Here is a 25,047-nt window from a genome sequence, read left to right on the forward strand (position 1 = left end):
CCGTCCGGGCTCCCGCCGCCCCGACCGTGCCGCCCCGGGCCCACGGGTCCGGGGCGGCACGGTCGGGGGCGGCACGGTCGGGGGCGGGGCGGTCGGGGGCGGGGCGGCGGGGTGCGGTCAGGGGCGGCGGGACGCGCAGTCCGCGAGGTGGTCGTCGACCAGCCCGCAGGCCTGCATCAGGGCGTACGCCGTGGTGGGGCCGATGAAGCGGAGGCCGCGCCGCTTCAGGTCCTTCGCCAGGGCCGTCGACTCCGGGGTGACGGCCGGCACGTCCGCGAGGGTCTTCGGGACCGGACGGCCGGCCGCCTCCGGGGCGTGCGACCAGATCACGGCGTCCAGCTCGCCCTCCGCCCAGCCGCTGAGCACGCGCGCGTTGGCCAGGGTCGCGTCGACCTTGGCGCGGTTGCGGATGATGCCCGGGTCGGCGAGCAGGCGCTCGCGGTCCTCGTCGGTGAACTCGGCCACCTCGGCGATCCGGAAGTCCGCGAAGGCGGCCCGGAAGCCGGGGCGGCGGCGCAGGATCGTGATCCAGGACAGGCCGGACTGGAACGCCTCCAGGCTGACCCGCTCGAACAGGGCGTCGTCCCCGTGGACCGGGCGGCCCCACTCGTCGTCGTGGTACGCCACGTAGTCCTCGGCGGACAGCGCCCAGGGACAGCGCCGTGCCCCGTCCGGCCCGGCGACGGCCTCCCCGGTGCTCACGCGTCCTCCTCGCCGGTCGCGTCGGCCGGGGCGTCGGACGGCTCCGCGGACGCGGCGGGGGCGTGGGCCCCGGCCAGCGCGACCTGGAGCTCGGAGATCCGCGCGTCGCGCTCGGCCAGCTCGGCGCCGAGACGGCCGAGGGCGTCGTCGACGTCGGCCATGCGGTAGCCGCGGACGGTGAGCGGGAAGCGCAGCCGCTCCACGTCCGCGCGGACGGCCGGGCGGTCCGGGGGCAGGGCGTCCACCGGGCGCTCCGGCGCGGCGTCGGGCAGCGGCCCGCTCTCACCCCCGGCGACCACCGCGAGCGTCACCGCGGTGACCACGACCGCGAGTGCGATGACAAGGAACAGGAACATGACCATCGCTGGGGCCCCCACGGTCGGATCGGTGTGGCTGGTTGGATCGGGGCCGGGAGCGGTCCGGCGCCCTGCGGGCGCGCCGGTCCGGCCCCGGAGCCGGTGGTGTCGGCTCCGATCGTGCCATGCGAGTCTGACAGCCGGAGGCCCAGGCGGTGTCCGGGTACGAGAAGCGGGACGTGGGAGCGACATGGACGTGCAGCGGTCACAGGGGATGCTCAGGCTGGGCGGGCGGGAGTTCGCGCCGGACGAGCCGGTCGTCATGGCGATCGTGAACCGGACCCCGGACTCCTTCTACGACCGGGGGGCCACCTTCCTCGACGAGCCGGCGCTGGAGCGGGTGGAGCGGGCGGTGGCCGAGGGCGCCGGGATCATCGACATCGGCGGGGTGAAGGCCGGTCCGGGCGAGGAGGTGTCGGCCGAGGAGGAGGCGCGGCGGACGGTCGGGTTCGTGGCGGAGGTCCGGCGGCGCTTTCCGGACGTCGTGATCAGTGTGGACACCTGGCGGCACGAGGTCGGCGAGGCCGTCTGCGAGGCCGGGGCCGACCTGCTGAACGACGCGTGGGGCGGGGCGGACCCGCGGCTCGCGGAGGTGGCCGCGCGGTACGGCGCCGGACTGGTGTGCACGCACACGGGCGGGGCGCTGCCCCGCACCCGGCCGCACCGGGTGGCGTACGACGACGTGATGGCCGACGTCCTGGGCGCGACCGTGGCCCTGGCCGAGCGGGCGGTGGCCCTGGGGGTGCCCCGGGAGTCGGTGATGATCGACCCGGGGCACGACTTCGGGAAGAACACCCGGCACAGCCTGGAGGCCACGCGGCGGCTGGGCGAGATGGTCGCCACGGGCTGGCCGGTGCTGGTGTCGCTGTCCAACAAGGACTTCGTGGGCGAGACGCTGGACCGGCCGGTCAAGGACCGGCTGGTGGGCACGCTGGCGACGACGGCGGTCTCGGCGTGGCTGGGGGCGCGGGTGTACCGGGTGCACGAGGTCGCGGAGACCCGGCAGGTGGTGGACATGGTGGGCGCCATCGCGGGGACGAGGGAACCGGCGGTGGCCCGGCGGGGGCTGGCGTAGTCCGCGCCCCCGGAGCCCGCCGCGCACGGGTCCGCACCCCCCGGACCGCCGCGCGCGGGTCGGTGCGATCCGGCCCGCGCGAACGGGGTCCGGTGCGCGCCGGTACGGGGCGGGGAGCGGCGTGCCGGAAAGTCCACGGCGAGGCCACGGGAGCAGCCGCCCGGGCCCGCCGCGCCCGCGCGCCACGGCCCACCCCGGGACCCCCTGGTGCCGGTCACCGGAGCCCGCGCGCCGGGCCGGGGCGGCCGTCGTGGCCGGAGGGGGCGGCGCACCGGGACATGACGGCGAGACCGTGGGAGCAGGCACCCCGGACCCAACACCCGCGCGCCTCACGGCCCACCCCGAGGGCCCTTTGTGGTCGGGTCACCGGAGTCGTGCCCGGACCGGAGGCGGCCGTCGTGGACGGCATGGACGGCGGCGCGGCGAGACCTGACGGCGGGAGCAGGGGCCTCGGACCCAACGCCCCGCGCCCCACGGCACACCCCGAGAGCCCCCGGGGCCCGGTCATCGGAGCCCCTGCCCCGGGCCGGGGACGGCCGTCGTGGGGCCGGGCCGCAAGTGGGGGATCCGGGACGGGCTGTGGAGGTCGGACGGGCGGGCGTCGCCGCGTCCCGGTCGTCGCCACCGCCCCGACGTCCCCGGGCATGGGCCTTCGCCCGAAACCGAGGACGCCACGGGCCCGCCGTGAACCGCGCGCCCCGCCGTGGGCCGCGCACCCCCGCCGTGGGCCGCGCACCCCGTCGCGGGGCCACGCCCCGTCCCCGGGGCGGCGTCGCCGCGTACCCGGCCGGGGCCGGCCCTCGGGAACGTCGCCGCGGGCCGGGGAGGGGTCAGCGGCCGGCTTCCTTGGAGACCAGCGCGACCGCCTCCTCCACGTCGTCCGTGACGTGGAACAGCAGCAGGTCCTTCTCCGCGGCCTTGCCCTGGGCCACCAGCGTGTCTCGGAGCCAGGTGACCAGACCGCCCCAGTACTCCGTGCCGAACAGCACGATGGGGAACTTGGTCACCTTCTGGGTCTGGACGAGGGTGAGCGCCTCGAACAGTTCGTCGAGGGTGCCGAGGCCGCCGGGCAGCACCACGAAGCCCTGCGCGTACTTGACGAACATCATCTTGCGGACGAAGAAGTAGCGGAAGTTCAGGCCGATGTCGACATAGGCGTTGAGCCCCTGCTCGAAGGGCAGTTCGATGCCGAGGCCGACCGAGACGCCCCCCGCCTCCAGGGCACCCCGGTTGGCCGCCTCCATGGCGCCGGGGCCGCCGCCGGTGATGACCGCGAAACCGGCGTCCACCAGCCCTTGGCCGAGCCGGATGCCCGTCTCGTACTCCGGGGAGCCGACGGCGGTCCGGGCGGAGCCGAACACGCTGATGGCGGGAGGGAGTTCGGCCAGGGTGCCGAAGCCCTCGATGAACTCGGACTGGATGCGCAGCACCCGCCAGGGGTCGGTGTGCACCCAGTCGGTGGGGGCGCGCCCGTCCAGCAGCCGCTGGTCCGTGGTGCTCTTCTGGACCTGGCTGCGACGCCGGAGGACCGGGCCGAGCCGCTGCTCGTCCGGCGGCTGCTTCTTCCCCTCGGGGTTACCGGTAGCCATGCGCGCTCCCTCCGTAGTGCGGGTGATACGTCCTCAGCGTAGATCCACGGGGGTTACCCGCGGGGGACCTGAGCATGTCCGGAACACGGCGGGGCAAACCCCGCCGCGGATCAGGCGGTCAGCCAGGCCCGCAGCCGCTCCTCGCCCGCGAGGATCTTCGCCACCTCGACCCGCTCGTCGCGCCGGTGCGCCAGATGGGGGTTGCCGGGGCCGTAGTTGACGGCCGGGATGCCGAGGGCGGCGAACCGGGACACGTCCGTCCAGCCGAACTTCGGCTGCGGGGTGCCGCCGACCGCCTCGATGAAGGCGGCGGCGGCCGGGTGCGAGAGGCCGGGCAGGGCGGCGCCGCTGTGGTCGTCCACCACGAATCCGGCCACCCCGCAGCCGTCGAAGACCTCGCGGACGTGGTCCAGGGCCTCCTGCTCGCTCCGGTCGGGCGCGTAGCGGAAGTTGACGGTGACGACGCACTCGTCGGGGATGACGTTCCCGGCGACGCCGCCCTCGATACGGACCGCGTTCAGGCCCTCGCGGTACTCCAGGCCGTCGATCACCGGGCGGCGGGGCTCGTAGGCGGCGAGGCGGGCCAGGATCGGGGCGGCGGCGTGGACGGCGTTGGAGCCCATCCAGCCGCGCGCGGAGTGCGCCCGCTCGCCCGTCGTCCGCAGCAGCACCCGCAGCGTGCCCTGGCAGCCGCCCTCGACCTGGCCGTCGGAGGGTTCGAGCAGCACCGCGAAGTCGCCCCGGAGCCAATCGGGGTGGGCGGCGGCCACGTGCCCCAGGCCGTTGAGGTCGGCGGCGACCTCCTCGTTGTCGTAGAAGACGAAGGTGAGGTCGCGGTTGGGGGCCGGGACGGTGGCCGCGATCCGGAGCTGGACGGCGACGCCCGCCTTCATGTCGCAGGTGCCGCAGCCCCACAGGACGCCGTCCTCGTCCAGCCGGGAGGGGACGTTGTCCGCGATGGGGACCGTGTCGAGGTGTCCGGCCAGGATCACCCGCTCCGCCCGGCCCAGGTCCGTGCGGGCCACGACGTTGTTGCCGTACCGGTCGACGGTCAGGTGGGGCAGGCCCCGCAGCGCGCTCTCGACCGCGTCCGCGAGCGGCTTCTCGGAGCCGCTCTCGGAGGGGAGGTCCACGAGCCGCGCGGTCAGCTCGGCGGCGTCCAGCGTGAGGTCAAGCGGGGTGTCGGCCATGGCGTCGACCCTACCCGTGGCGCGCCGGACCCGGCGCCGACGGCCGTGCCGGGGCGGTACCGCGCGCACCGGCATGGGCTCCGGACATACTCTCCAGTACCTTGTAGGCGTGCCCGATCCCTCGACGACCCACCGTCCCAGGGGCCGCCTCCACCGTTCCGGGGCGGCCCTCGTCGTCCTGCTCGCGGTGGCCGGATACCTGGTGGTGCAGTACGTCACCGGCGGGGCGGGCGCGCCGGGCTGCAAGGTCGTCTCCGCGGCGGACGACAGCACCGCCTCCTACGAGTTCACCCCGGAGCAGGCGGTGAACGCGGCCGCCATCACCGCCGTGGGCACCGCGCGCGAACTGCCCGACCGGGCGGTGACGATCGCGCTGGCGACCGCCCTCCAGGAGTCGACGCTGCGCAACCTCGACCACGGCGACCGCGATTCGCTCGGCCTGTTCCAGCAACGCCCCTCGCAGGGCTGGGGAACGCCGGCCGAGATCATGGACCCGGCGTACTCCGCAGGCGAGTTCTACGACCACCTGGTCAAGGTGCCCGGCTATCTGGAGCTGCCGCTGACGGACGCCGCGCAGCGCGTGCAGCGCAGCGCCTTCCCCGACGCCTACGCCAAGCACGAGCCGGACGCCACGCTGCTGGCCGCCGCGCTGACGGGCGGCGCCGGGGCGACGCTGACCTGCGAGGGCCGCCCCGGCACCACCCGGGCCGAGGGGCCGGACGCGGTGCGCGAGGCGCTGGTGCGGGACTTCGGGCGCGATGTGCTCCAGAGCGCCGGTGCCCGGGCGGACGCCCCGGCGGCGGCGCCCGCGCCCGAGCCGGGCGGCTCCGACGGGCGGACCGTGACGCTTCCGGTGTCCGGGGGCTCCGGGCCGGGGGCGGCACGGGACACGGAGCGGCGCGGCTGGCAGCTGGCGCACTGGGCGGTCGCCAACTCCTCGGCGCTGCGCATCGAACGGGTCTCCTACGCCGGGCGCGAGTGGATCGCCGGGAACACCGGCAGCACCTGGCGGCCGACCGGCGCGAAGGGCGCCGGGGCCTCGGGCGGCGAGCCGGACGGGGGCCCGGTGCGGATCACGGCGGCCCGGCACACGCGGTAGCGGCGGCCCGCGCCACGGGACGGCACCCGCCGGGCACACGGCGCACGGAGAGCCCGGCATACGAGGGGCCCGGCGCACGACGGGCCCGGAGCGCCCGCGGGAGCGGCACCCGGGAGGGCCAGGTGGCGGGCTCCGCCCGCCCGGCCCCGCGGGGACGACCGCCGCGGTCGGCGCCCGGCCGGGGCGGCGCCCGCCGCACGGCATCACGGGCACGCGTTCCCGGGGCACCGTTCACCGGGCCGTGCCGCTCGTACGGCGGGGGCGGCCGGGCGTGCGGGAGGTCACCCGGGCGGGGTACGCGCGGGGCGGTCGGCACGGCGCCGCACGGCTATTCACCGCACCGGGCGGGATATGCGAAGGCCCGGGGAATCACGGACCGCGGGGAATCGGCCGCATTCGCTCCGCCGTCCGTTCGACCGCTTTTCCGGGGAACCGATAATGCGACGCATTACCAACTCTTTACGTCAACTCGCCGCAACCTTCCGCGACTTCGAGCGGTAACCAGGGCGTACGAGCCGATTGCCCACTCCTCGAAGGAGCATCATGACCCTCCCCCTGACCCGCCGGATCGCCCGTGCCGCGCTGCTCCTCGCAGCGGGAGCGGCCGCCGGGGTCGGTGCGGCCGGCTCCGCGAGCGCCGCGCCGCAGCTCCCCGCCGCGCCGGACCTCGGCGGGCTGTCCTCGCTCGACACCGCGCACCTGGGCACGGCCGTGGACGGCGCGACCGGCACCGCCACCGGGGCCGTCGCCGGGGCCACGGGCGAGACCGGCGGCAAGGCCGTGCGCCAGGCCGAGCCCGCCGCGCGCGGCGCCGCCGACAGCGTGACCGGCGGCGCCGGGGACGTGCTGGGCGGCGCGGCCCGCACCGCGACCGGCGCGCTGCCGCTGAACTAGGGTCTTTCGTTCGGATCGGGCCGGACCCCGCGAGCCCGGCCCGATCCGAACGAGAGGCCCTGGCGCCCCGCCGGGCGCGGCCCGGCCGGACGGATGCCGCCCGCCGCGCGTCCGGCCCGCCGCCGGCCCGGGAACGGGGACGGGCCCGGGGGATCTCCCCCGGGCCCCGTCGCGTGCCGTGGCGCGGCTACAGGCGGCGGGCCGCCTCCGCGACGCGTTCGTCCGTCGCCGTGAAGGCCACCCGGACGAAGACGTCGCCCGCGGGCCCGTAGAAGTCCCCCGGGGCCACCAGGACGCCGAGTTCGGCGAGGTGGGCGACGGTGTCCCAGCAGGACTCGTCGCGGGTGGCCCACAGGTAGAGGCTGGCCTCGCTGTGCTCGACGCGGAAGCCGTGGCCGAGCAGCGCCTCACGCAGGACGGCGCGGCGGGCGGCGTAGCGCTCCCGCTGGACGCGGACGTGCTCGTCGTCGCCCAGGGCGGTGGCCATCGCCGCCTGCGTCGGCGCCGACAGCATCATCCCGCCGTGCTTGCGGATCTGGAGCAGCGGGCCGAGCACCTCCGGGTCGCCGGCGGCGAACGCGGCCCGGTACCCGGCCAGGTTGGACCGCTTGGACAGCGAGTGGACGGCGACCAGGCCGTCGTAGGAGCCGCCGTTGACGTCCGGGTGGAGGACGGAGACCGGGTCGGCCTCCCAGCCCAGCTCCAGGTAGCACTCGTCGGAGACGACCAGGACGCCGTGCTCGCGCGCCCAGGCCACGATCCGGGTCAGCTCCTGGCGGGACAGCACCTCGCCCGTCGGGTTGGACGGGGAGTTGAGCCAGAGCAGCCGCAGTCCCTCCGGGTCCAGCTCGGTCGGGTCGTCGTACGCCTCGTACCCGGCGCGGGCCAGGCGGGCGCCGACCTCGTACGTCGGATAGGCCAGACGGGGGAAGGCCACCCGGTCGCCGGGGCCGAGGCCGAGCTGAGTGGGGAGCCAGGCGACCAGTTCCTTGGAGCCCACCACGGGCAGCACGTGCCGGTGGGTGATCCCGCGGGCGCCCAGGCGGCGCTCCAGCCAGCCCGTGATCGCGTCGCGCAGCGCCGGGGTGCCCCAGACGGTGGGGTAGCCCGGGGAGTCGGCCGCGTCGGTCAGCGCCGCGCGGATCAGCTCGGGGACCGGGTCGACCGGGGTGCCGACGGAGAGGTCGACGATGCCGTCCGGATGGGCGGCGGCCGTCTTCTTGTACGGCTCCAGCCTGTCCCAGGGGAAGACGGGCAGGCGCTGGGAGACTGCGGACACGGTGGGTGGCTCGCTTTCGTCGGTGGGCGTCCGGTACGGCGAACGCCTCGGCCCCGTGCGGCACCGGTCGGGATGACCGGGCCGCACGGGACCGAGGCGGCGCGGGCGCGGCCGTTACCGTCCGCCCGGATGCTTACGCCTGCGGCGGCAGGGCGGCGATCAGGGGGTGGTCGCGCTCGATCAGCCCCAGCTTGCTGGCGCCGCCGGGCGAGCCCAGCTCGTCGAAGAACTCGACGTTGGCCTTGTAGTAGTCCTTCCACTCCTCCGGGACGTCGTCCTCGTAGAAGATCGCCTCGACCGGGCAGACCGGCTCACACGCACCACAGTCGACACACTCGTCCGGGTGGATGTACAAGGACCGCTGGCCCTCGTAGATGCAGTCGACCGGGCACTCCTCGATGCACGCCTTGTCCTTCACGTCGACACAAGGCTGCGCGATGACGTAGGTCACGCTGTCGTTCCTCCTCGATTGGGCGCTGGCGGGCCTCTTCAGGCTCCGCCGCCTGGCGCGCGGGAGCGCGGCGTCGTCGATGCCCGCCCCTAGTATCTCCGTTCTTGGGCATGATCCGAACAGGAGGGGTGTACTGACCCGTGGAAATCTCTGCCGCCGGCCGACTCGAGGTCCGTATCACCGCCGCTGACGTGGGGAAACGGGTCTCCGTACGCCGCTTGACCGAATCCGGTGCCGCGCGGGAGAGGTTCACCGACACGGTCGGTGTTCTCACATCATGGGACGATGATGTGCTGCTGATCACACGCAGGGACGGCGAGTCCGTCCGGATCGACGCCTCCTCCCTGGTCGCCGGGAAGGTCGTCCCGGCCGCTCCGGCGCGCCGCCGGGGGCCCGCCGCCTCGTACCCGGAGCTGGCCCGGGTGGTCGCGCGGGCCTGGCGGCCGGTGGAGTCCGAGCGGCTCGGGGAGTGGGAGCTGCGGGCCGCCGCGGGGTTCACCCGGCGGGCCAACTCCGTTCTGCCCCTGGGCGATCCGGGGCTCCCGCTGGACGCCGCGCTGGACACCGCGGTCCGCTGGTACGCGGCGCGGGGGCTGCCCGCGTACGTCCAGGCGGCGACCGGTGCGGAGGGCACCGAGGAGGTCCTCTGCGCCGCGCTGGAGCGGCGCGGCTGGACCCGGGAGGTGTCGGCCGAGGTCTGGACGGGCGAGCCGGCACCGGTGGCCGACCGGGCCGACCCGGCCGGGGTGCTCCTGTCCCGGCACGTGGACGGGGCGTGGCTCGCCCGGTACGGGCGGAGCGGGACGGGCGAGGCGGCCCTGCGGGTGCTGGGCGGCGGGCCGTCGGTGTGGTTCGCGACGGTGCCCGGCGACGGCGCGCCGGCCGCGATCGGGCGGCTGGTGGTGGACGGGCGGTGGGCGTCCTTCGCGGCCGTGGAGGTGGACCCCGCGCGGCGGCGGCAGGGCCTCGGCACCGCGGTGATGGCGGCGCTGGCCGAACGGGCGCTCCAGGAGGGCGCCTCGGCCGCCTGGCTCCAGGTCGAGGCGGACAACGCGGGGGCGCGGGCCCTCTACTCCGGCGCGGGCTTCGCCGCCCACCACGCCTACCACCACTACCGGGCGCCCGAGGGCGACGGTACGGACCGGAACTGAGCGCCACGAGAGGGTACGAGTCCGCCATGGGTCAGCATCCCCGCCGCCTTCCCCCGCCGCACCCGCCCACCGGGGAGCGCGCCGCCGAGGTGCGGCTGCGGTTCGCCGAGGAGGCGCGCTCCGCCCGGCCCGGCCTGGCGGAGCTGTGCCTGCTGGTGGGCGCGGCGGCGGACGGCTCGCTGGACGACGCGGGGCTGGACGCCGCGCAGATGGAACTGGACGCCCTGGCCGGGCGGTTGCCGTTCCGGCCGGGCGGTCCCGGGGCGTGGGCGGCGGCGCTGCGGGACCTGCTCGGCGGGCGGTGCGGGTTCCGGGGGGCGCCCGCGGACTACCGGCGGCTGGAGTCGTCGCTGCTGCACGAGGTGGTGCGGCGGCGGCGCGGGCTGCCGATCCTGCTGTCGGTGCTGTGGCTGGAGGTGGCCCGGCGGGCGGGGGCCCCGGCGTACGGGGTGGCCCTCCCTGGGCACTTCGTGGTGGGGCTCGGGACGGCGGAGGGCGGGCGGGTGCTCGTCGACCCCTTCGACGGGGGGCGGGTGCTCGACGAGGAGGCCGCCGGGGCACTGGTCGCCGACGCGCTGGGCACGCAGGGGATGCCCGGGGCCGCGGCGCGCGGGCTGCCGGAGGAACTGCTGGAGCCCGCGGCGCCGCTGGACGTGGTGGCCCGGGTGCTGAACAACATCCGCTCCTGGGCGGCGGCCCGCCCGGAGCGGTCGGACGTGGGGCTGTGGGCGGTGGAGCTGGCGCTGCTGCTGCCCTCGCATCCGGCCCGACTGCGCTACGAACGGGCGCGGTTGCTGGTCGGCCGGGGCGACTTCGCCGCCGGGGCGGACGAGTTGGAGGCGTACGCCGAGGTGGTGGAGGCGGTGGACGAGGAGGCCGCGGAGCGGCTGCTCGGGGAGGCCCGGGCGGCCCGGGCACTGCTCAACTGAACTCCGCGGCGGGCGGGTTGCCCGCCGCCGGGGCCGGTACCGGAGGCGCCGCGCTCACCGGGGCGCCGGGGGCACCGGGGTGCCGAGGGCTCCGGGGGTTCCGACGGGCGGGGTCACAGCCAGCCCTTGTTCCGGGCCACCCCCACCGCCTCCGCCCGGTTGCGGACGGCGAGCTTCTGGATGGCTGTGGAGAGGTAGTTGCGGACCGTGCCGGGCGACAGGTGCAGGGCGGCGGCCAGTTCGGCGTTGGTGGAGCCGTCGGCGGCGGCGCGCAGGACCTCGCGCTCGCGGTCGGTCAGCGGGTTGGCGCCCTCGGCGAGGGCCGCCGCCGCCAGGGTCGGGTCGATGACCCGCTCCCCGTTCAGCACCCTGCGCACCGCGTCGGCCAGTTGGGCCGCCGGGGCGTCCTTGACCAGGAAGGCGTCGGCGCCCGCCTCCATCGCGCCGCGCAGATAGCCGGGCCTGCCGAAGGTGGTGAGGACCACCAGCCGCACACCGGGCAGTTCGCGGTGGACGAGGGCTGCGACCTCGATGCCGGTGGCGCCCGGCATCTCGATGTCCAGCAGGGCGACGTCCACCCCGTGCGCGCGGACCGCCTCCAGCACCTCGTCGCCGCGCGCCACCTGGGCGACGACCTCGATGTCCTCCTCCAGGCCGAGCAGCGCGGCGAGCGCCTCGCGGACCATCGCCTGGTCCTCGGCCAGCAGGACCCTGATCGTGCGGCTCATCCCGTGATCCTATGCCGGGCCGGCCCCGGCCGGAACGCGGGCGACCAGCAGGAACCCCCGCCGCACGCCCTGGGCCTCCAGGGTGCCGCCCGCCCGCTCCAGGCGTTCGGCGAGGCCGGTCAGTCCGTTGCCGGGGGCGGGCCCGGACCCGGGGCGGCCGGAGCCGTCGTCCCGCACCGACAGCTCCAGCACCGGCCCGTCGGGCGTGCCCCGGCGCAGCAGCTCCACCGCGCAGTGGCGGGCGCCGCTGTGCCGCACGACGTTGGTGACCGCCTCGCGCAGCGCCCAGGCGAGGGCCTCCTCGGACGCCTCGGGCGGGCCGTCGGCCGGGGCGGGCGCCGAGGGCAGCTCGAAGGAGACCCCGGCGGCCGTCAACGCGACCCGGGCACCCGCGAGTTCGGTGGCCAGCCGGGCCCGCCGGTAGCCGGTGACGGCCTCCCGGACGTCGACCAGGGCCTGGCGGCTGACCTGTTCGATGTCGGTGACCTGCTGGGCGGCCCGGTCGGGGTGGTCGGGCAGCATGCGGCCCGCCAGTTCGCTCTTGAGCGTGATGAGGGAGAGCGAGTGGCCGAGGAGGTCGTGCAGGTCGCGGGCGAGCCGCAGCCGCTCCTCGTTGGCCGCGAGCTGGGCGACGGTGGCGCGGGCCTCGCGCAGGGCGATGGTGGTCCGGATCAGCTCGCGGACGCCGGTCATGGCGAAGCCGCCCAGCAGGGCGGGTATGAGCAGGGGGAGGATGAGCCGCTCGGCGTTCCCCGGGACGGCCGGGGCGAGCCCGGCCATCAGCGCGGAGGCGGCCGGAACGGCCCAGCGGGCCAGCCGCGGCGGCAGGGCCGCGCCGGAGGCGATGGCGACGTACACGAAGAGGACGAGCCACGCCTCCCCGAGCGCGAGGACGAGGGCGGTGGACTCCGCGGCGAGGGCCGCCAGCGAGCCGAGGACCACCCCGGAGCGCTCGCCGTGCCCGGTGCGGAAGATCAGCAGCGTGTACCAGACGACGAAGACGGCGAGCCCCGCCCAGCCGAGGACCAGGGCCGCCGGGCCGTGTCCGGCGGTGAGGAGGTCGCGGACGGGCGCGCTGAGGAAGACCAGCCAGACCCCGGTCCACAGCACCTTCACGGCCTTCTGCCGGGAGGTGTCCGGGCGCTGCCCGATGCCGACGCCGACGCCGCTCACGCGTTCCCGGTCCTTCCGGTACGGCCGCACCGCGCCGCCCGGAACGGGGCGGACGGGGCGGCGGACTCCTGCGGGCCGCGGCTCCGTCCGGCCACCGCCCCAGCGCAGCGTACGCGGGACCCACGCGGCGCCCCGGGCGGTCCGACGGGGCCGGAGAACGGCGCCCGGGGCGCCGAGGGGCGTCGGGCGCGGCAGGGACGGCCACGACCCCGGGGACGCCGACGAGAACAGCGACGCGGCGGGGACGGCCGCGAGCACACCGGGGCCTCGCGCGGACAGCAGGACCGCACACCCCGCTCCCCCACCGGACGCCGAGGGCCCGGCCGGGACACGGGGCGCGAGGACGCCCGGGTGCGGCGGGGGCCGGGCGTCCCGAGGCGGGGGGCCGGCGCGGGCGGCGGGCGAGGAGCCCGACGGCGGCGCGGCGGGGACGGCAGCGGGCGTACGGGGCCGCGCGCGGACACAGGACCGCGCCCCGCTCCCCCACCGGAGGCCGGCCCGGCGGGGACCACGGGGTACGGGAACGCCGAGAGCGGCCTCGGACAGCTACGCGGGCAGCGGCACCGCGGGGACGGCGATGAACGCACCGGGGCCGCACACGGCGGAGACGGCGGCCGACGCACCGGGGGCCGCAGGCGCGGCGGGACGCGTCCCGCTCCCCCACCGGGGGCCGGGGGCGGCACGGGACGCACCCCGCCCCCGCCGGAGACCGAGGGCCCGGCGGGGGCGCGGGGGTTCGGGGGCGCGCCGGATGCGGCCGCGGCCGGGCGGACCGGGGCGGTAGCGGGCGGACCGGGGGGCGGGCGGTGGTCCGGCGGGCCGTCAGCTCGGGTCGGTGTCGATCACGGCGTCGCGGGCGTCCGTGCTCAACAGGGCCTGGCGCAGGGCGCCGTAGACGTCCTGCGGGGTGACGGCGGTCTTCTTGCCGGTGCCCCGGGCGATCTCCACGCCCTCGAACGTGCCCCCGTACAGCGCCTCCAGGGCCTTCAGGTCGGGGGCGTCGACGAGCCGGCCGTCGACGGCCTTCACCCGGAGGAACTTCCACAGGGAGTTCTGCGGGCTGAACTCGATCCGGTGCGCGGCGTCGGTGCGCACGCTGACGAAGCCGGACATCGCCGGGCGGGCGTACTCCTTCATCATCCGGTCGACCTCGGCGTCGCTCACCTCGGGCTGCCGGGCCGTCGTCGGGACGTTCACCGGCGCGGAGGCACCGGTCTCCACCTGGGCCCGGTAGGCGCGTTCGACGGCGTCGGTCGACCCGGCCACGTCGATGCCCCTGCCGGGCTTGCCGTAGACGGCGACGGCCCGGCCGGCCTCGAAGGTGACGGTGCCCTCGGTGACGGAACCGGAGGCCCCGGCCGCGTCGCGCAGGGCGGCGTGCAGCTTCTCCTCGTCGACGGGCATCACCGGCTCGACGACGCGCTGCCGGCCGAAGAGGGAGCCGATCACGGACACCGGGTTGTAGTCGCTCCTGGCCGCCGCGCTGGCCGTGGCCTGCGCGTCGAACTGGAGGCCCGCCTGGTCGGGGCGGAACGGGACGGTGCCGCCGTCGACCGCCAGTTCCAGCGGCTTGGCGGCCCGGGTGCCGAGAGTGTCGGCCAGCTTCTGGACGGCGTCGTCGCGGGTGCCGCCGCCGATGTCGACGCCGAGCACCGTGGTGCCCTTCGGCACGTCGGAGCGGTTCATCAGCAGCCCGGCGCCGTAGGTGACACCGGCGACGAACAGGACGCCGCCGACCAGCAGGGCGAGCTTGCTGCGCCCCTTCTTCCGCGCCGGGGCCGCCGCGGCGCCCCTGGCCGGGGCCGGGGAGGCCGCGGTCCCGGACGGGCCCGGGCCGCCGGGGGGCGGGGGGACGGCCTGGAAGGGGGACTTGCGTTCGGTGGGGGGCGAGTCGCCGGTGAAGGCGTTCCCCGCGGCCGGGCCCGGGGCGCCGTGCCGGGCGGCTCCCGCGAGTCCGGCCTGGATCTGCGGGGTGAGGATCGCGGTGTCGTCGCTCAGCCCGCCGCCGGGGCCGGAACGCGGGACGTCCGCGCCGGGGCCGGGCGCGCCGCCGGGGCCGCGGGGGCCGCCGGGCGGGCCGGGCTCCCCGGCGGGGGACGGAGCCAGCGGGCCGGCGCCGGTGGCGGGGCCGCCGGTGGGCCCGGCGGGGGCCTGCGGGGCCCCGGGGGCGGTGCCGAACGGGGGGTGGCCGTCGTCGCGGGGGCCGCCCGGCGCCTCCGGCGCGGCGGTTCCGGCGCCGTGGAACCCCTGGGGGTCCCCGGTGCCCCGCTCGTCGCCGGGCTCCGGGAAGAAGGCCAGGTCCTCGCCGCGCGGCTCGTGGCCGGAGCGCGCGCCGTTGCCCAGCGGGCCGACCGACAGGGCCTCGGTCACGTCGAAGGAGCCGGTGCCGCCGCCGTGCCCGGGGGCCACGGGACCGCCGGTGGCGCCCGTGAGCCCGGAGCCGCCGCGGGAGCCGGCGGACGTGCCCAGGGCACCGGTGACACCGCTGGGGCGGCCGGTGCCGCCCGGCCGGGGACCGGTCCCCGGGCCGGCGGCCGGGGTGCCGCCCGCGGGGGTCGGGGCGCCCGAACCGGCGGGAGCGCCGGAGCCGTTGGCGGAGCCGTCGCCCTGACCGGGGGTGCCGGGGGCGGACTTGCGGGGGGCGAACCAGTCGCTGGTCGCCCGGTCCTCGGCCGACGGGGCCGACGGCGCGGGCTCGGCGGCGGCCTCGGCGCCGCCGGTGGGCGCGGGGGCGCCCGGCGCGGGGGTCTCGGCCGTCGTCCCGGAACCGGTGGGCTCGCCCTCGGCGCCGTCGGCGTCCGCGACGGGCTTGCGCATGACGACCGGGGGGATGGGCCGCGATCCGGGGATGTTGATCCGGATACGGGTCGTCAGCGTCGTCTCGGTCTTCCGGTCCTCCGGCCGCGCGGCCGGACGGGCCGCCGGGGCACCGGCGTCGGAAGCCGCGGGCGTCCCGTAGGGCGGGGTGCCCGAGGGGTAGGCGGCTCCGCCGCGCCCGTGGGGCCCGGAGGACGGACTGTCAGTTTCACGACTCAAGGCAGGTTCTCCCGATTGGCTCCACCGCCCGTCACACCTGACTGCGGGCGGCTCGGCGGCGCGCACCACCATACTGGCCACTTCTGACGCGCTTCCCATGACCGCTGGGGAAACCCCCGGGGGACGCGCGCGCTCGGGCGGCGCCGAAACGCCGGGTCACTTCCCAAGTCGGGCGGTGCCGCCGTCCGGTTGCCGCACGGGGGCGAGGGTGGCGCACATCACAGCGACGGCGATGCCGCCGAGGAGGAAGAGGTAGGAGCCGCTTCCCGCGGCGAAGAGGAAGTCGCCCTCCGGGCGGCTGGAGGTCAGCAGCACCACGACCAGCGCCCATCCGGCGGCGGGCGCGACGGCCCCGGCCCGGCGGCCGGTGGCACGGCCCGCGCCCAGGCAGAGCCCGGCTTCGGCGGCCAGCGCGAGCAGCAGCCCGCCGGGGAACCAGGCCGGCTGGACCAGGGCGCCCGCGACGCCGACGACGGCGCCGAGGAGGAAGAGGCCCAGGTAGAGGGCGGCCCGCCCGGGGGAGGGCGCGCGCAGCGGCCGGGCCAGCGCGGAGTCGTGTGCGCCGCGTCCGTCGTGTGTGTCGCGTGTGCTCACGACGCCGCCCCGCGCGGGGACGGGGCGCCGGGGCCGCCGGCCGGGGCGGGGCCGTCGGCCGGGGCACCGGCCGGGGCGGTGCCGGGATCCGCGGCGATTCCCTCGAAGAGATCACTCTCCCGTGCGCCGCCGTCGCGTCCACCGGTCCGCCCACCGCGCACCAGTTCGTAGTACTCGGTGGTGAGGATCGGCTGCGCCAGGTCGTTGGAGAGGACGAAGTACGGCTCCGCCACGGTGATCTGGGTGGCGTGCGCCCGCATCGCGGCGGCCTTGGCGGCGGCGTACGGGGTGCCCCCGCCGCGGATCTCGGTGGTGATCCGCCCGTCGTCCACCACGCCCGGCACGTCCCCGACGTCGGCCGTCCGGTCGAAGGGCAGGGCGGGCAGCTCCTCGCGGAGCCGGGCGAAGGCGTCCTCGGCGACGCCGCGCGGCACCCGGTTCCAGTAGACCTTGGCGACGGGGCAGCCCGCCTCGTCGGCCAGCTCCACGGCGCGCATGGCGATGCGGTGGGCCTGGATGTGGTCGGGGTGCCCGTACCCGCCGTCGGGGTCGTAGGTGACCAGGACCTGGGGGCGCACCTCGCGGATGACGTCGAGCAGCAGCCCGGCGGCCTCGTCGACGTCGGCCTGCCAGAGGCAGCCGATGTCGTCGTTGTCGGGCAGGCCCATCATCCCGGAGTCGGCGTACCGGCCGGGTCCGCCGAGCAGCCGGGCGTCCGCCACGCCGAGCGCGCGCATGGCCTCGGCCAGCTCACCCCTGCGGTGCCCGCCGAGGGCGGGGCCGCTCAGATGCGCCGGGCCGGGCGGAATCACCTCGCCGCGCTCGCCGAGCGTGCAGGTCACCAGGGTGACCCGGGCGCCTTCGGCGGCGTACCGGGCCATGGTGACGCCGTTGTTGATCGACTCGTCGTCCGGGTGCGCGTGCACCAGCAGCAGACGCCGGGCGGGCAGTTCCGTCATGCCCCCAGCTTATGAGGCACGACGGAGCCGCCCGGGCGCGGGCACACCTCAGAACTTGAGGTTTCCGATCATCCCCGCGATGTTCGACGTCAGCTCGCTGATCGTGGGTGCGATGGTCGAAGAGGCCAGGTAGAAGCCGAGCAGCATGCAGATGACCGCATGCCCCGTCTTCAGTCCTGACTTCTTGACCAGCAGGAAGACGATGATCGCCAGCAGCACCACCGCCGAAATCGAGAGTGCCACGGCGGCTCACCTCCAAAGAACCCAGGGACAGGGGGTCGGACGCGGTCGGACTATCGGAACTCCTGTGGAACACACCCGCTGCGCACCACTGAAGCAGATAAATCCACACGGCGGGCACCTAGTTGATACCCACTGTGCGCTAGTGATCATAACTATCCGTACGCGCGCATCGCTCGGCGCACAGCCGCACAAGGGGGCGCACGGCCAATATGGTCGGGGTATGACGACCGAGCCCGACTCCTTCCCCCGACGGCACGCCCGCACCCAGCGGTTCACGCTCGGCGCGCCGCGCTCGTTCACCGTGGCGCCCGACGGTTCCCGGGTCGCCTTCCTCCGCTCCGGATCCGGTACGGACCGGGCCGGCTCCCTCTGGGTGCTGGACACCACCACCGGCACCGAGCGGGTGGCCGCCGATCCCCGGGCGCTCCTCGGCGGCGCCGAGGAGCGGCTGTCGCCGGAGGAGCGCGCCCGCCGCGAACGCAGCCGCGAGGGGGGCGCCGGGATCGTCGGCTACGCCACCGACGCCACCGCCGAGTTGGCCTCCTTCGCCCTGTCGGGGCGGCTGTTCACGGCCGGGCTGCGGTCCGGGGAGGCCCGCGCCCTGCGCACCCCGGGCCCCGTGATCGACCCCCGCCCGGCCCCCGACGGACGGCACGTCGCCTATGTCGCCCGGGGCGCCCTGCGGGTGGTGGGCGCGGACGGCGAGGGCGACCGGGCCCTGGCCGAGCCGGACGGCGAGGGCGTCACCTGGGGGCTCGCGGAGTTCGTCGCGGCCGAGGAGATGGGCCGCCCGCGGGGCTTCTGGTGGGCCCCGGACTCCGAGCGGCTGCTCGTGGCGCGGGTGGACGACACGCCGGTGCGGCGCTGGTGGATCTCCGATCCGGCCGATCCCGGACGCGCGCCGCGGCAGGTGGCGTACCCGGCGGCCGGGACGCCCAACGCGGAGGTGCGGCTGTTCCTGGCCGGCCTGGACGGGACGCGCCTGGAGGTGGTCTGGGACCGGGCACGGTACCCGTACCTCGCGCGGGTGCACTGGTCGGCGGCGGGTGCGCCGCTCCTCCTCGTCCAGGCGCGCGACCAGCGCAGCCAGCTCTTCCTGGCCGTGGACACCGGGACCGGGGCGACCCGGATGGTGCACGCCGACGAGGACCCGATCTGGCTGGAACTCTTCCCCGGGGTCCCGTGCTGGAGCCCCTCCGGCCGTCTGGTGCGGATCGCGGACGAGGGCGGCGCCCGGGTCCTGGCGGTCGGCGAACGCCCGCTGACGGGCGCTCCGCTGCACGTGCGGGCGGTGCTGGACGTCTCCGACGACGACGTGCTGGTCACCGCGTCGGCCGGGGAGGGCGCGGCGGCCCCGGAGACCGGCGAGGTGCACGTGTACCGGGTGAACGAACTGGGCGTGGAGCGGGTCTCCGAGGAGCCGGGCGTCCACTCGGCGGTGCGCGCCGGGGACGTCACGGTCCTGGTCTCCGCGACCCCGGACCGGCCGGGCGCCCGGGTCCGGGTGCTGCGGGGCGGCAGGACGGTGGCGGTCGTCGCCTCGCACGCCGAGAATCCCGGTCTGTCCCCGCGTGTCACCTTCACGGAGGGGGGCGCACGCCGTATCCCGTGCGCCGTGCTCATGCCGTCGGACCACCGCGGAGACGCCCTCCTGCCGGTGCTCCTCGACCCCTACGGTGGTCCGCACGGTCAGCGCGTGGTGGCCGCCCACAACGCCCACCTGACCTCGCAGTGGTTCGCGGACCAGGGCTTCGCCGTGGTCGTGGCCGACGGCCGGGGCACCCCGGGCCGCTCCCCCGCCTGGGAGAAGGCGATCCGGGACGACGTCGCCGCCGTCACGCTCCAGGACCAGGTGGACGCGCTCCGGGCGCTCGCCGGGGAGTTCCCGCTCGACCTGGACCGCGTCGCCATCCGCGGCTGGTCCTTCGGCGGCTACCTGGCCGCGCTGGCGGCGCTGCGCCGCCCGGACGTCTTCCACGCCGCCGTCGTCGGCGCCCCGGTCACCGACCTGCGGCTCTACGACACCCACTACGAGGAGCGGTACCTGGGGCTGCCCGACGCCCAGCCCGAGGTCTACCGGCGGAACTCGGTGATCGACGACGCGGGGCTGGTGGACGCGGCCGGGCCGCACCGGCCCATGATGATCATCCACGGGCTCGCCGACGACAACGTGGTGGTCGCGCACTCCCTGCGGCTCTCCTCGGCCCTGCTGGCGGCCGGGCGCCCGCACGAGGTGCTGCCCCTGTCGGGCGTCACGCACATGACGCCGCAGGAGTCGGTCGCGGAGAACCTGCTGCTGCTCCAGGTGGACTTCCTGAAGCGGTCCCTCGGACCGGGCGGGGCGGAAGCCTGACCCGCCTGAACGGACCCGGCCCCCGGGGCGGGGAGGGAACGGCTGGGACGCCGGGGTACGGGAGCGGGCCGCTCGGACGGTCCGGGGCGCCCCGGCCCCGGGGCGAACGCGGGGCCGGGGCGCCACCGGTCCCGGGCGGTCCCCGAGCCGGGCCGGACGCGGGGGCCGGGCGGGGCCGGACCCGGGCCCCCACACCCCGAGCCGGGCGGACGCGGGCCCTGGGCGGCACCGAAGCCGGGCGGCACCGGAACCGGACTCCCGGTCCCGGACGGCCCCCGAGCCAAGGCGGACGCGAGACCGGCAATCCCGGACCCGGCCTCCCGCTCCGGAAGCCCGGCGAACGCGGGCCCGGGGCGCGCGACCGGTCCCGGGCGCTCCCGGACCCGGGCTCACGGGCCCGGACACCCCCGAGCCGGGGCCGAGGCCGGACCGGGTGGAGGTGACTACGGGGTCGGGCATGCACGGGACGACCAACACTCGCGCTACCGCGAGGGGTTGGACGCATCCGTACCGGAACCCACTGTGCCGGTGAGGGAGTCGAGCCCGGCGGCGACACGGGCGGTTCCCACACCCACGGGTCCCGTTCCCGCCGTACGGGCGCCGGCTCCCACGGGACCGGCCCCGTCCGTAAGGGAGTTGGCCCGCCGCGGGGAAGGGACCACCGCGCCGGGGCCGTGCCACGGCGGTCCCGCCGCCGGGCCCGTACGCCGCCCTCCCGCGCCCTGGACGCCCCTCTAGCGGCCGTCCGGCCCCCCGCCCCTCCCGGGGCCCTCCGAGGCGCCGCCGGGGCCCTCCCGGCCGCCCTCCGGGCCTTCCCCGTCGCTCTCCGGGCCGGGCTTCGCATCTCCCGGGACATCCGGAGGACCGTCCCCGCCCCGCGTCTCCTCAGCACCACCACCGGGGCCGGGCCCACCGCGGTCGCCGGACGGCCCGGCACCAGCGCGCCCGGCGCCGCCCGCCGGTCCCGCACCGCCGCCCGGCCCGGCCGCATCGCCCGGCGGGGCACCGGAACCCGGCCCGGCACCGTCGTCCGGCCCGGCACCGTCGTCCGGCGCGGTGGCGTAACCGGGCCCGGCACTCCCGCCCGGCCCCTCGCCCCCGCCCGGCCCCGCGGTGTCGTCCGGCTCCCCCTCGCCCTTCGGCCCCGGGCCGTGCGCCCGGCCGTCCGTGCCGCCCTCCGGGGCATCCTCCTCGTCCTCGTCCCGCCCCCCGGCCGCGCCGGGCCCGACGTCCTCCCGGTGGGCACCGTGCGGGGCGGGGGCGGGGGCGGCGGCGGGCGTGGCGGCGGGGCTCGGAGCGGGGCCCAGCCCCGCGTCCTCCGGCGGCACCACCCGCTTCTCCTCCGCGAAGTGGCACGCCGAGTCGTGCGCGGCGGGCCCCTCCGTGTCCCGGAACACGGCCGGCACCGCCAGCAGCGGGACCTCCAGCGCGCAGCGCTCCTGCGCCTTCCAGCAGCGGGTGCGGAAGCGGCAGCCGGAGGGGATGTTGGTCGGGGAGGGCACGTCACCGGCGAGGAGGATCCGCTCGCGGTGTTCGCGCGCGTCCGGGTCGGGCACCGGCACCGCCGAGAGCAGCGCCTGGGTGTACGGGTGCGTGGGGTGTTCGTAGATCTCGGCGTCGCGACCGGTCTCCACGATGCGCCCCAGGTACATCACCGCGATCCGGTCGGAGATGTGCCGCACGATGGACAGGTCGTGGGCGATGAAGATGTAGGACAGCTCGAACTCCTCCTGGAGCCGCCCCATCAGGTTGATCACCTGGGCCTGCACCGACACGTCGAGCGCCGAGACGGGCTCGTCCGCCACGATGATCTCCGGGCGCAGGGCCAGCCCGCGCGCGATGCCGATGCGCTGGCGCTGTCCGCCGGAGAACTGGTGCGGGTAGCGGTTGATGTACTCGGGGTTGAGGCCGACCACGTCCAGGAGGTGCCGGACGCGGGCGCGCCGGTCGCCCTTGGGGGCCACCTCGGGGTGGATGTCGTAGGCCTCCCCGATGATGTCGCCGACGGTCATGCGGGGGTTGAGGGAGGTGTAGGGGTCCTGGAAGACCATCTGGATGTTGCGGCGCACCGCCTTGAGGGCGCGGCCGGAGAGCCGGGTGATGTCCTCGCCCTTGTAGCGGATCTCGCCCGCCGTGGGGCGTTCCAGGTTGACCAGCATCTTGGCGACCGTGGACTTGCCGCAGCCGGACTCCCCGACGATGCCGAGGGTCTCGCCGCGGCCGAGGACGAAGTCCACGCCGTCGACGGCCTTGACGGCGCCGACCTCCTTCTTGAAGAGGATGCCGGAGGTGAGCGGGTAGTACTTGACCAGCCCGCGCACCTCCAGGAGCGGTTCGGTGGTGGACCGGTTCGCCTCAGCCATGCAGGCACTCCCTCCAGAAGTGGCAGGCGCTGCCCCGCTCGGCGTCCGACCCGGTCACCTCGTACAGGGGCGGCACGTCGGTGCGGCAGACGTCCTGGGCCATGGGGCAGCGGGGGTGGAAGGCGCAGCCGGAGGGGATGCGGGTGAGGTTCGGCGGCAGGCCCTTGATGGCGTACAGCTCGCGGCCCTTCTGGTCCAGGCGCGGGATGGACTCCAGCAGGCCCCGGGTGTACGGGTGGGCCGGGGCCTTGTAGATGTCGTGGACGGGGGCGGTCTCGACGATCCGGCCCGCGTACATCACGGCGATCCGGTCGGCGACGTCGGCGACGACGCCGAGGTCGTGGGTGATGAGGATGAGGCCCATCCGGTACTCGCGGCGCAGCTCGGCGAGCAGGTCCATCACCTGGGCCTGGACGGTGACGTCGAGGGCGGTGGTCGGCTCGTCGGCGATGATCAGCTTGGGTTCCAGGGCCATCGCCATCGCGATCATGATGCGCTGGCGCATGCCGCCGGAGAACTGGTGCGGGTACTGCCGGACGCGTTCGCGGGCGGCGGGGATGCGCACCCGGTCCATCAGCTCGACGGCCTTGGCGCGGGCGTCCTTGCGGGACATCCCCCGGTGCACGGTGAACATCTCGCCGAGCTGCTCGCCCACGGTCAGGACGGGGTTGAGGGAGGAGAGCGCGTCCTGGAAGATCATCGCCATCCCGGCGCCGCGCACCCGGCGGCGCTCGTCCTCCTTGAGCTTCAGCAGGTCCCGGCCGTCGAAGAGGATCTCGCCGGAGGTGATCCGGCCCGGCGGGACGTCGAGGATGCCCATGATCGTCTGGGCGGTGACGGACTTGCCGGAGCCGGACTCGCCGAGCACGGCGAGGGTCTCACCGGCGTCGACCGCGTAGCTGACGCCGTTCACGGCCTTGGCGACGCCGTCGCGAGTGCGGAACTCCACGTGCAGGTCGCGTACTTCGAGCAGCATGGCGGCGGCTCACCTCAGCTTCGGGTCGAGGGCGTCGCGCACCGCGTCGCCGAGCATGATGAACGCCAGGACGGTGATGGCCAGCGCCCCCGACGGCCAGAGCAGCGCGTGCGGGGCGTTGCGGATGTAGGGGGAGGCGGCCGAGATGTCGATGCCCCAGGAGACGCTGGGCGGTTTCAGCCCGACGCCCAGGAAGGACAGCGTCGCCTCCAGGGAGATGTAGGTGCCGAGCGCGATGGTGGCCACCACGATGACGGGGGCGACGGCGTTGGGCGCGATGTGCCGCAGCAGCAGCCGGGTGTTGGAGGCGCCGAGGGCGCGGGCGGCCTGGACGTAGTCGTTCTGCTTGGCGGTGATCACCGAGCCGCGGGCGATGCGGGAGATCTGCGGCCAGCCGAGCAGCACGATGAAGCCGATGACCGGCCAGATGGTGTTGCTGGTGATGACGGAGAGCAGGACGAGTCCGCCGAGGACGACGGGGATGGCGAAGAAGATGTCGGTGATGCGGGAGAGCACGGCGTCGCCCGCCCCGCCGAAGAAGCCGGCCAGACCGCCGAAGACGCTGCCGAGGAGCGCGACGCCGAGGGTGGAGAGGACGCCGACGGCCACCGAGGTGCGGGCGCCGTAGACGGTGCGGGTGTAGACGTCGCAGCCCTGTCCGTCGAAGCCGAAGGGGTGCCCCGGCTGGGAGCCCTGCTGGGCCTTGGCAAGGTCGCACTTGAGGGGGCTGCCGGAGGCGATCAGGGAGGGCCAGACGGAGATGACGGCGAGGAAGAGGATGACCAGCGCCGAGCCGATGAAGACCGGGTTGCGGCGCAGGTCGTGCCAGGCGTCGGACCAGAGGCTGCGCGGCTTCTCCTGGGGGCCGGTGCCCTCGGGGCCGCCCGGGGTCTTCTCCAGGGTGGTGGCCTCGCTGGCGCCGAGGTCCATCTGGCCGCCCATGCCGGTGCCGGCGATGGCGCGCTCGGGCTCGTAGGGCTGCTCAGGCATAGCGGATCCTCGGGTCGAGTACGGCGTAGAGGAGGTCGACGACGAGGTTGGCGACCAGGAAGACCAGGACGAGGACGGTGACGAAGCCGACGACGGTCTGGGTGTTCTGGCGCAGGATGCCCTGGTAGAGCTGGTAGCCGACGCCGTGGATGTTGAAGATCCGCTCCGTGACGATGGCGCCGCCCATCAGGGCGCCGATGTCGGTGCCGATGAAGGTGACCACGGGGATCAGGGAGTTGCGCAGCAGGTGCCGGGTGATGACCCGGTGCCGGGGCAGGCCCTTGGCGATGGCGGTGCGGACGTAGTCGGAGCGCCGGTTCTCCGCGATGGAGGTGCGGGTCAGCCGGGTCACGTAGGCGAGCGAGACCGAGGCGAGGACCAGCCCGGGCACGATCAGCTCGTCGAACGGCGCCGCGGAGGAGACGGCCGGGTTGATCCAGCCCCACTGGACACCGAGCAGGAGCTGGAGGAGCAGACCGGTGACGAAGGTGGGGACGGAGATCACGACGAGGGTCAGCAGCAGCACCCCGGTGTCGACGGGGCGGCCCCGGCGCAGTCCGGTGACCACGCCGAGGACGATGCCGACGACGATCTCGAAGAGGATCGCCACGAGGGTCAGCCGGATGGTGACGGGGAAGGCGGTGCCCATCAGCTCGGTGACGGGCTGGCCGTTGAAGGCCGTGCCGAAGTCACCGGTGAAGACGTTGCCCATGTAGGTGAGGTATTGCTGCCACACCGGCTTGTCGAGGCCGAACTCCCGGCGGAGCTGCGCCGCGGTCGCGGGGTCGCACTGCCGGTCCCCGCACAGGCCCGCGATGGGGTCGCCCATCACGTTGACCATCAGGAAGATCAGCAGCGTGGCCCCGATGAAGACCGGGATCATCTGGAGCAGCCGCCGGACGACGTACCGTCCCATG

21 protein-coding genes and 1 pseudogene are annotated in these 25,047 nt (G+C 76.1%); 6 read left to right on the forward strand and 16 right to left on the reverse strand.

All coding sequences use genetic code 11. From position 1 onward, the window contains the following. Window positions 1-117: 117 nt before the first annotated feature. Window positions 118-702 carry a DNA-3-methyladenine glycosylase I gene (locus ACZ7LB_RS13990; protein WP_471467963.1) on the reverse strand — a complete coding sequence of 195 codons (585 nt, stop codon included), beginning with the start codon at window positions 700-702 and terminating at the stop codon, window positions 118-120. Further along, the gene (locus tag ACZ7LB_RS13995; RefSeq protein ID WP_471467965.1) at window positions 699-1,064 is read right to left on the reverse strand and encodes a DivIVA domain-containing protein; all 366 of its coding nucleotides are present in this window, start codon (window positions 1,062-1,064) and stop codon (window positions 699-701) included. The genes ACZ7LB_RS13990 and ACZ7LB_RS13995 overlap by 4 nt, the downstream gene beginning before the upstream one ends. 208 nt (window positions 1,065-1,272) lie before the next feature. Here ACZ7LB_RS13995 and folP point away from each other — a divergent pair, with 208 nt between their 5' ends. Beyond that, entirely contained in the window at window positions 1,273-2,133 is an 861-nt protein-coding gene (gene folP, locus ACZ7LB_RS14000) for a dihydropteroate synthase (protein WP_471468030.1), read from the forward strand. Between the two features lie 830 nt (window positions 2,134-2,963). On the opposite strand, the gene ACZ7LB_RS14005 is transcribed toward folP, so the two are convergent. Both ACZ7LB_RS14005 and dapE read right to left on the reverse strand, forming a co-directional pair. Beyond that, window positions 2,964-3,722: an LOG family protein gene (locus ACZ7LB_RS14005; protein WP_161227217.1), complete on the reverse strand. Its 759-nt coding sequence runs from the start codon at window positions 3,720-3,722 to the stop codon at window positions 2,964-2,966. A gap of 110 nt (window positions 3,723-3,832) precedes the next feature. Further along, the gene (gene dapE / locus ACZ7LB_RS14010; RefSeq protein ID WP_471467966.1) at window positions 3,833-4,912 is read right to left on the reverse strand and encodes a succinyl-diaminopimelate desuccinylase; all 1,080 of its coding nucleotides are present in this window, start codon (window positions 4,910-4,912) and stop codon (window positions 3,833-3,835) included. A 109-nt stretch (window positions 4,913-5,021) separates the two neighbouring features. Between dapE and ACZ7LB_RS14015 the strand changes: the two genes are divergently transcribed. Both ACZ7LB_RS14015 and ACZ7LB_RS14020 read left to right on the forward strand, forming a co-directional pair. After that, window positions 5,022-6,011 (forward strand): heavy metal transporter, encoded by a 990-nt coding sequence (locus tag ACZ7LB_RS14015; protein WP_471467968.1) that lies wholly within the window; start codon window positions 5,022-5,024, stop codon window positions 6,009-6,011. A 543-nt stretch (window positions 6,012-6,554) separates the two neighbouring features. Further along, on the forward strand, window positions 6,555-6,905 hold the full coding sequence (locus tag ACZ7LB_RS14020) for an ATP-binding protein (protein WP_471467970.1): 351 nt from the start codon (window positions 6,555-6,557) through the stop codon (window positions 6,903-6,905). Between the two features lie 187 nt (window positions 6,906-7,092). Here ACZ7LB_RS14020 and ACZ7LB_RS14025 read toward each other — a convergent pair whose 3' ends face one another. Together ACZ7LB_RS14025 and fdxA are read right to left on the reverse strand one after the other, a co-directional pair. Next, window positions 7,093-8,184 carry a bifunctional succinyldiaminopimelate transaminase/glutamate-prephenate aminotransferase gene (locus ACZ7LB_RS14025; protein ID WP_471467972.1) on the reverse strand — a complete coding sequence of 364 codons (1,092 nt, stop codon included), beginning with the start codon at window positions 8,182-8,184 and terminating at the stop codon, window positions 7,093-7,095. Between the two features lie 133 nt (window positions 8,185-8,317). Further along, complete coding sequence (gene fdxA / locus ACZ7LB_RS14030) at window positions 8,318-8,635, reverse strand: ferredoxin (RefSeq protein WP_471467974.1); 318 nt, start codon at window positions 8,633-8,635, stop codon at window positions 8,318-8,320. Window positions 8,636-8,775: 140 nt separating this feature from the next. On the opposite strand from fdxA, the gene ACZ7LB_RS14035 reads away from it, so the two are divergent. Together ACZ7LB_RS14035 and ACZ7LB_RS14040 are read left to right on the forward strand one after the other, a co-directional pair. After that, the gene (locus tag ACZ7LB_RS14035; RefSeq protein ID WP_471467976.1) at window positions 8,776-9,786 is read left to right on the forward strand and encodes a GNAT family N-acetyltransferase; all 1,011 of its coding nucleotides are present in this window, start codon (window positions 8,776-8,778) and stop codon (window positions 9,784-9,786) included. A gap of 26 nt (window positions 9,787-9,812) precedes the next feature. Beyond that, window positions 9,813-10,715, forward strand: coding sequence for a transglutaminase-like and tetratricopeptide repeat-containing protein (locus tag ACZ7LB_RS14040; RefSeq protein WP_471467978.1), 903 nt, complete (start codon window positions 9,813-9,815; stop codon window positions 10,713-10,715). 113 nt (window positions 10,716-10,828) lie between these two features. Here the strand turns inward: ACZ7LB_RS14040 and ACZ7LB_RS14045 are convergent, their stop codons facing one another. The 6 genes from ACZ7LB_RS14045 to ACZ7LB_RS14070 all read right to left on the reverse strand — a co-directional run bounded on the left by ACZ7LB_RS14045 (window position 10,829) and on the right by ACZ7LB_RS14070 (window position 17,448). Continuing rightward, the gene (locus tag ACZ7LB_RS14045; protein ID WP_471467980.1) at window positions 10,829-11,443 is read right to left on the reverse strand and encodes a response regulator; all 615 of its coding nucleotides are present in this window, start codon (window positions 11,441-11,443) and stop codon (window positions 10,829-10,831) included. Between the two features lie 9 nt (window positions 11,444-11,452). Next, entirely contained in the window at window positions 11,453-12,616 is a 1,164-nt protein-coding gene (locus ACZ7LB_RS14050) for a sensor histidine kinase (protein ID WP_471467982.1), read from the reverse strand. A gap of 822 nt (window positions 12,617-13,438) precedes the next feature. Further along, a complete protein-coding gene (locus ACZ7LB_RS14055; protein WP_471467984.1) occupies window positions 13,439-15,652 on the reverse strand; it encodes a VanW family protein in 2,214 nt (737 codons plus the stop codon). A gap of 156 nt (window positions 15,653-15,808) precedes the next feature. Beyond that, a complete protein-coding gene (locus tag ACZ7LB_RS14060) occupies window positions 15,809-16,246 on the reverse strand; it encodes a DUF6113 family protein (protein ID WP_471467985.1) in 438 nt (145 codons plus the stop codon). Then, a complete protein-coding gene (gene mshB, locus ACZ7LB_RS14065) occupies window positions 16,243-17,205 on the reverse strand; it encodes an N-acetyl-1-D-myo-inositol-2-amino-2-deoxy-alpha-D-glucopyranoside deacetylase (RefSeq protein ID WP_471467987.1) in 963 nt (320 codons plus the stop codon). Before mshB ends, ACZ7LB_RS14060 begins: the two co-directional genes overlap by 4 nt. A 48-nt stretch (window positions 17,206-17,253) precedes the next feature. Continuing rightward, window positions 17,254-17,448 (reverse strand): hypothetical protein, encoded by a 195-nt coding sequence (locus ACZ7LB_RS14070; protein ID WP_161227206.1) that lies wholly within the window; start codon window positions 17,446-17,448, stop codon window positions 17,254-17,256. Between the two features lie 220 nt (window positions 17,449-17,668). Here ACZ7LB_RS14070 and ACZ7LB_RS14075 point away from each other — a divergent pair, with 220 nt between their 5' ends. Beyond that, window positions 17,669-19,801 carry a S9 family peptidase gene (locus ACZ7LB_RS14075; protein WP_471467989.1) on the forward strand — a complete coding sequence of 711 codons (2,133 nt, stop codon included), beginning with the start codon at window positions 17,669-17,671 and terminating at the stop codon, window positions 19,799-19,801. Between the two features lie 1,286 nt (window positions 19,802-21,087). Here ACZ7LB_RS14075 and ACZ7LB_RS14080 read toward each other — a convergent pair. The 4 genes and pseudogenes from ACZ7LB_RS14080 to ACZ7LB_RS14095 form a co-directional block, all read right to left on the reverse strand. Beyond that, window positions 21,088-22,164 (reverse strand): annotated as a pseudogene (locus ACZ7LB_RS14080) (ABC transporter ATP-binding protein); the annotation flags it as partial. After that, window positions 22,157-23,140, reverse strand: a complete 984-nt coding sequence (locus ACZ7LB_RS14085) for an ABC transporter ATP-binding protein (RefSeq protein WP_471467991.1) — start codon at window positions 23,138-23,140, stop codon at window positions 22,157-22,159. The gene ACZ7LB_RS14085 and the pseudogene ACZ7LB_RS14080, both read right to left, overlap by 8 nt. A 9-nt stretch (window positions 23,141-23,149) precedes the next feature. Then, window positions 23,150-24,130, reverse strand: a complete 981-nt coding sequence (locus ACZ7LB_RS14090) for an ABC transporter permease (protein ID WP_471467993.1) — start codon at window positions 24,128-24,130, stop codon at window positions 23,150-23,152. Further along, window positions 24,123-25,046: an ABC transporter permease gene (locus ACZ7LB_RS14095; RefSeq protein ID WP_471467994.1), complete on the reverse strand. Its 924-nt coding sequence runs from the start codon at window positions 25,044-25,046 to the stop codon at window positions 24,123-24,125. The genes ACZ7LB_RS14090 and ACZ7LB_RS14095 overlap by 8 nt, the downstream gene beginning before the upstream one ends. Window position 25,047 lies beyond the last annotated feature (1 nt).

This window comes from Streptomyces sp. NPDC107521 (genome assembly GCF_055598485.1).

What these genes read in the sequence shown, in the direction of transcription:
- ACZ7LB_RS14090 (WP_471467993.1), bottom strand. Translation starts at nt 24,130, where the DNA reads ATGCCTGAGCAGCCCTACGAGCCCGAGCGCGCCATCGCCGGCACCGGC.
- ACZ7LB_RS14085 (WP_471467991.1), bottom strand. Translation starts at nt 23,140, where the DNA reads ATGCTGCTCGAAGTACGCGACCTGCACGTGGAGTTCCGCACTCGCGAC.
- ACZ7LB_RS14075 (WP_471467989.1), top strand. Translation starts at nt 17,669, where the DNA reads ATGACGACCGAGCCCGACTCCTTCCCCCGACGGCACGCCCGCACCCAG.
- ACZ7LB_RS14045 (WP_471467980.1), bottom strand. Translation starts at nt 11,443, where the DNA reads ATGAGCCGCACGATCAGGGTCCTGCTGGCCGAGGACCAGGCGATGGTC.
- ACZ7LB_RS14020 (WP_471467970.1), top strand. Translation starts at nt 6,555, where the DNA reads ATGACCCTCCCCCTGACCCGCCGGATCGCCCGTGCCGCGCTGCTCCTC.
- mshB (WP_471467987.1), bottom strand. Translation starts at nt 17,205, where the DNA reads ATGACGGAACTGCCCGCCCGGCGTCTGCTGCTGGTGCACGCGCACCCG.
- dapE (WP_471467966.1), bottom strand. Translation starts at nt 4,912, where the DNA reads ATGGCCGACACCCCGCTTGACCTCACGCTGGACGCCGCCGAGCTGACC.
- folP (WP_471468030.1), top strand. Translation starts at nt 1,273, where the DNA reads ATGCTCAGGCTGGGCGGGCGGGAGTTCGCGCCGGACGAGCCGGTCGTC.
- ACZ7LB_RS13995 (WP_471467965.1), bottom strand. Translation starts at nt 1,064, where the DNA reads ATGGTCATGTTCCTGTTCCTTGTCATCGCACTCGCGGTCGTGGTCACC.
- ACZ7LB_RS14005 (WP_161227217.1), bottom strand. Translation starts at nt 3,722, where the DNA reads ATGGCTACCGGTAACCCCGAGGGGAAGAAGCAGCCGCCGGACGAGCAG.
- ACZ7LB_RS14095 (WP_471467994.1), bottom strand. Translation starts at nt 25,046, where the DNA reads ATGGGACGGTACGTCGTCCGGCGGCTGCTCCAGATGATCCCGGTCTTC.
- ACZ7LB_RS14040 (WP_471467978.1), top strand. Translation starts at nt 9,813, where the DNA reads ATGGGTCAGCATCCCCGCCGCCTTCCCCCGCCGCACCCGCCCACCGGG.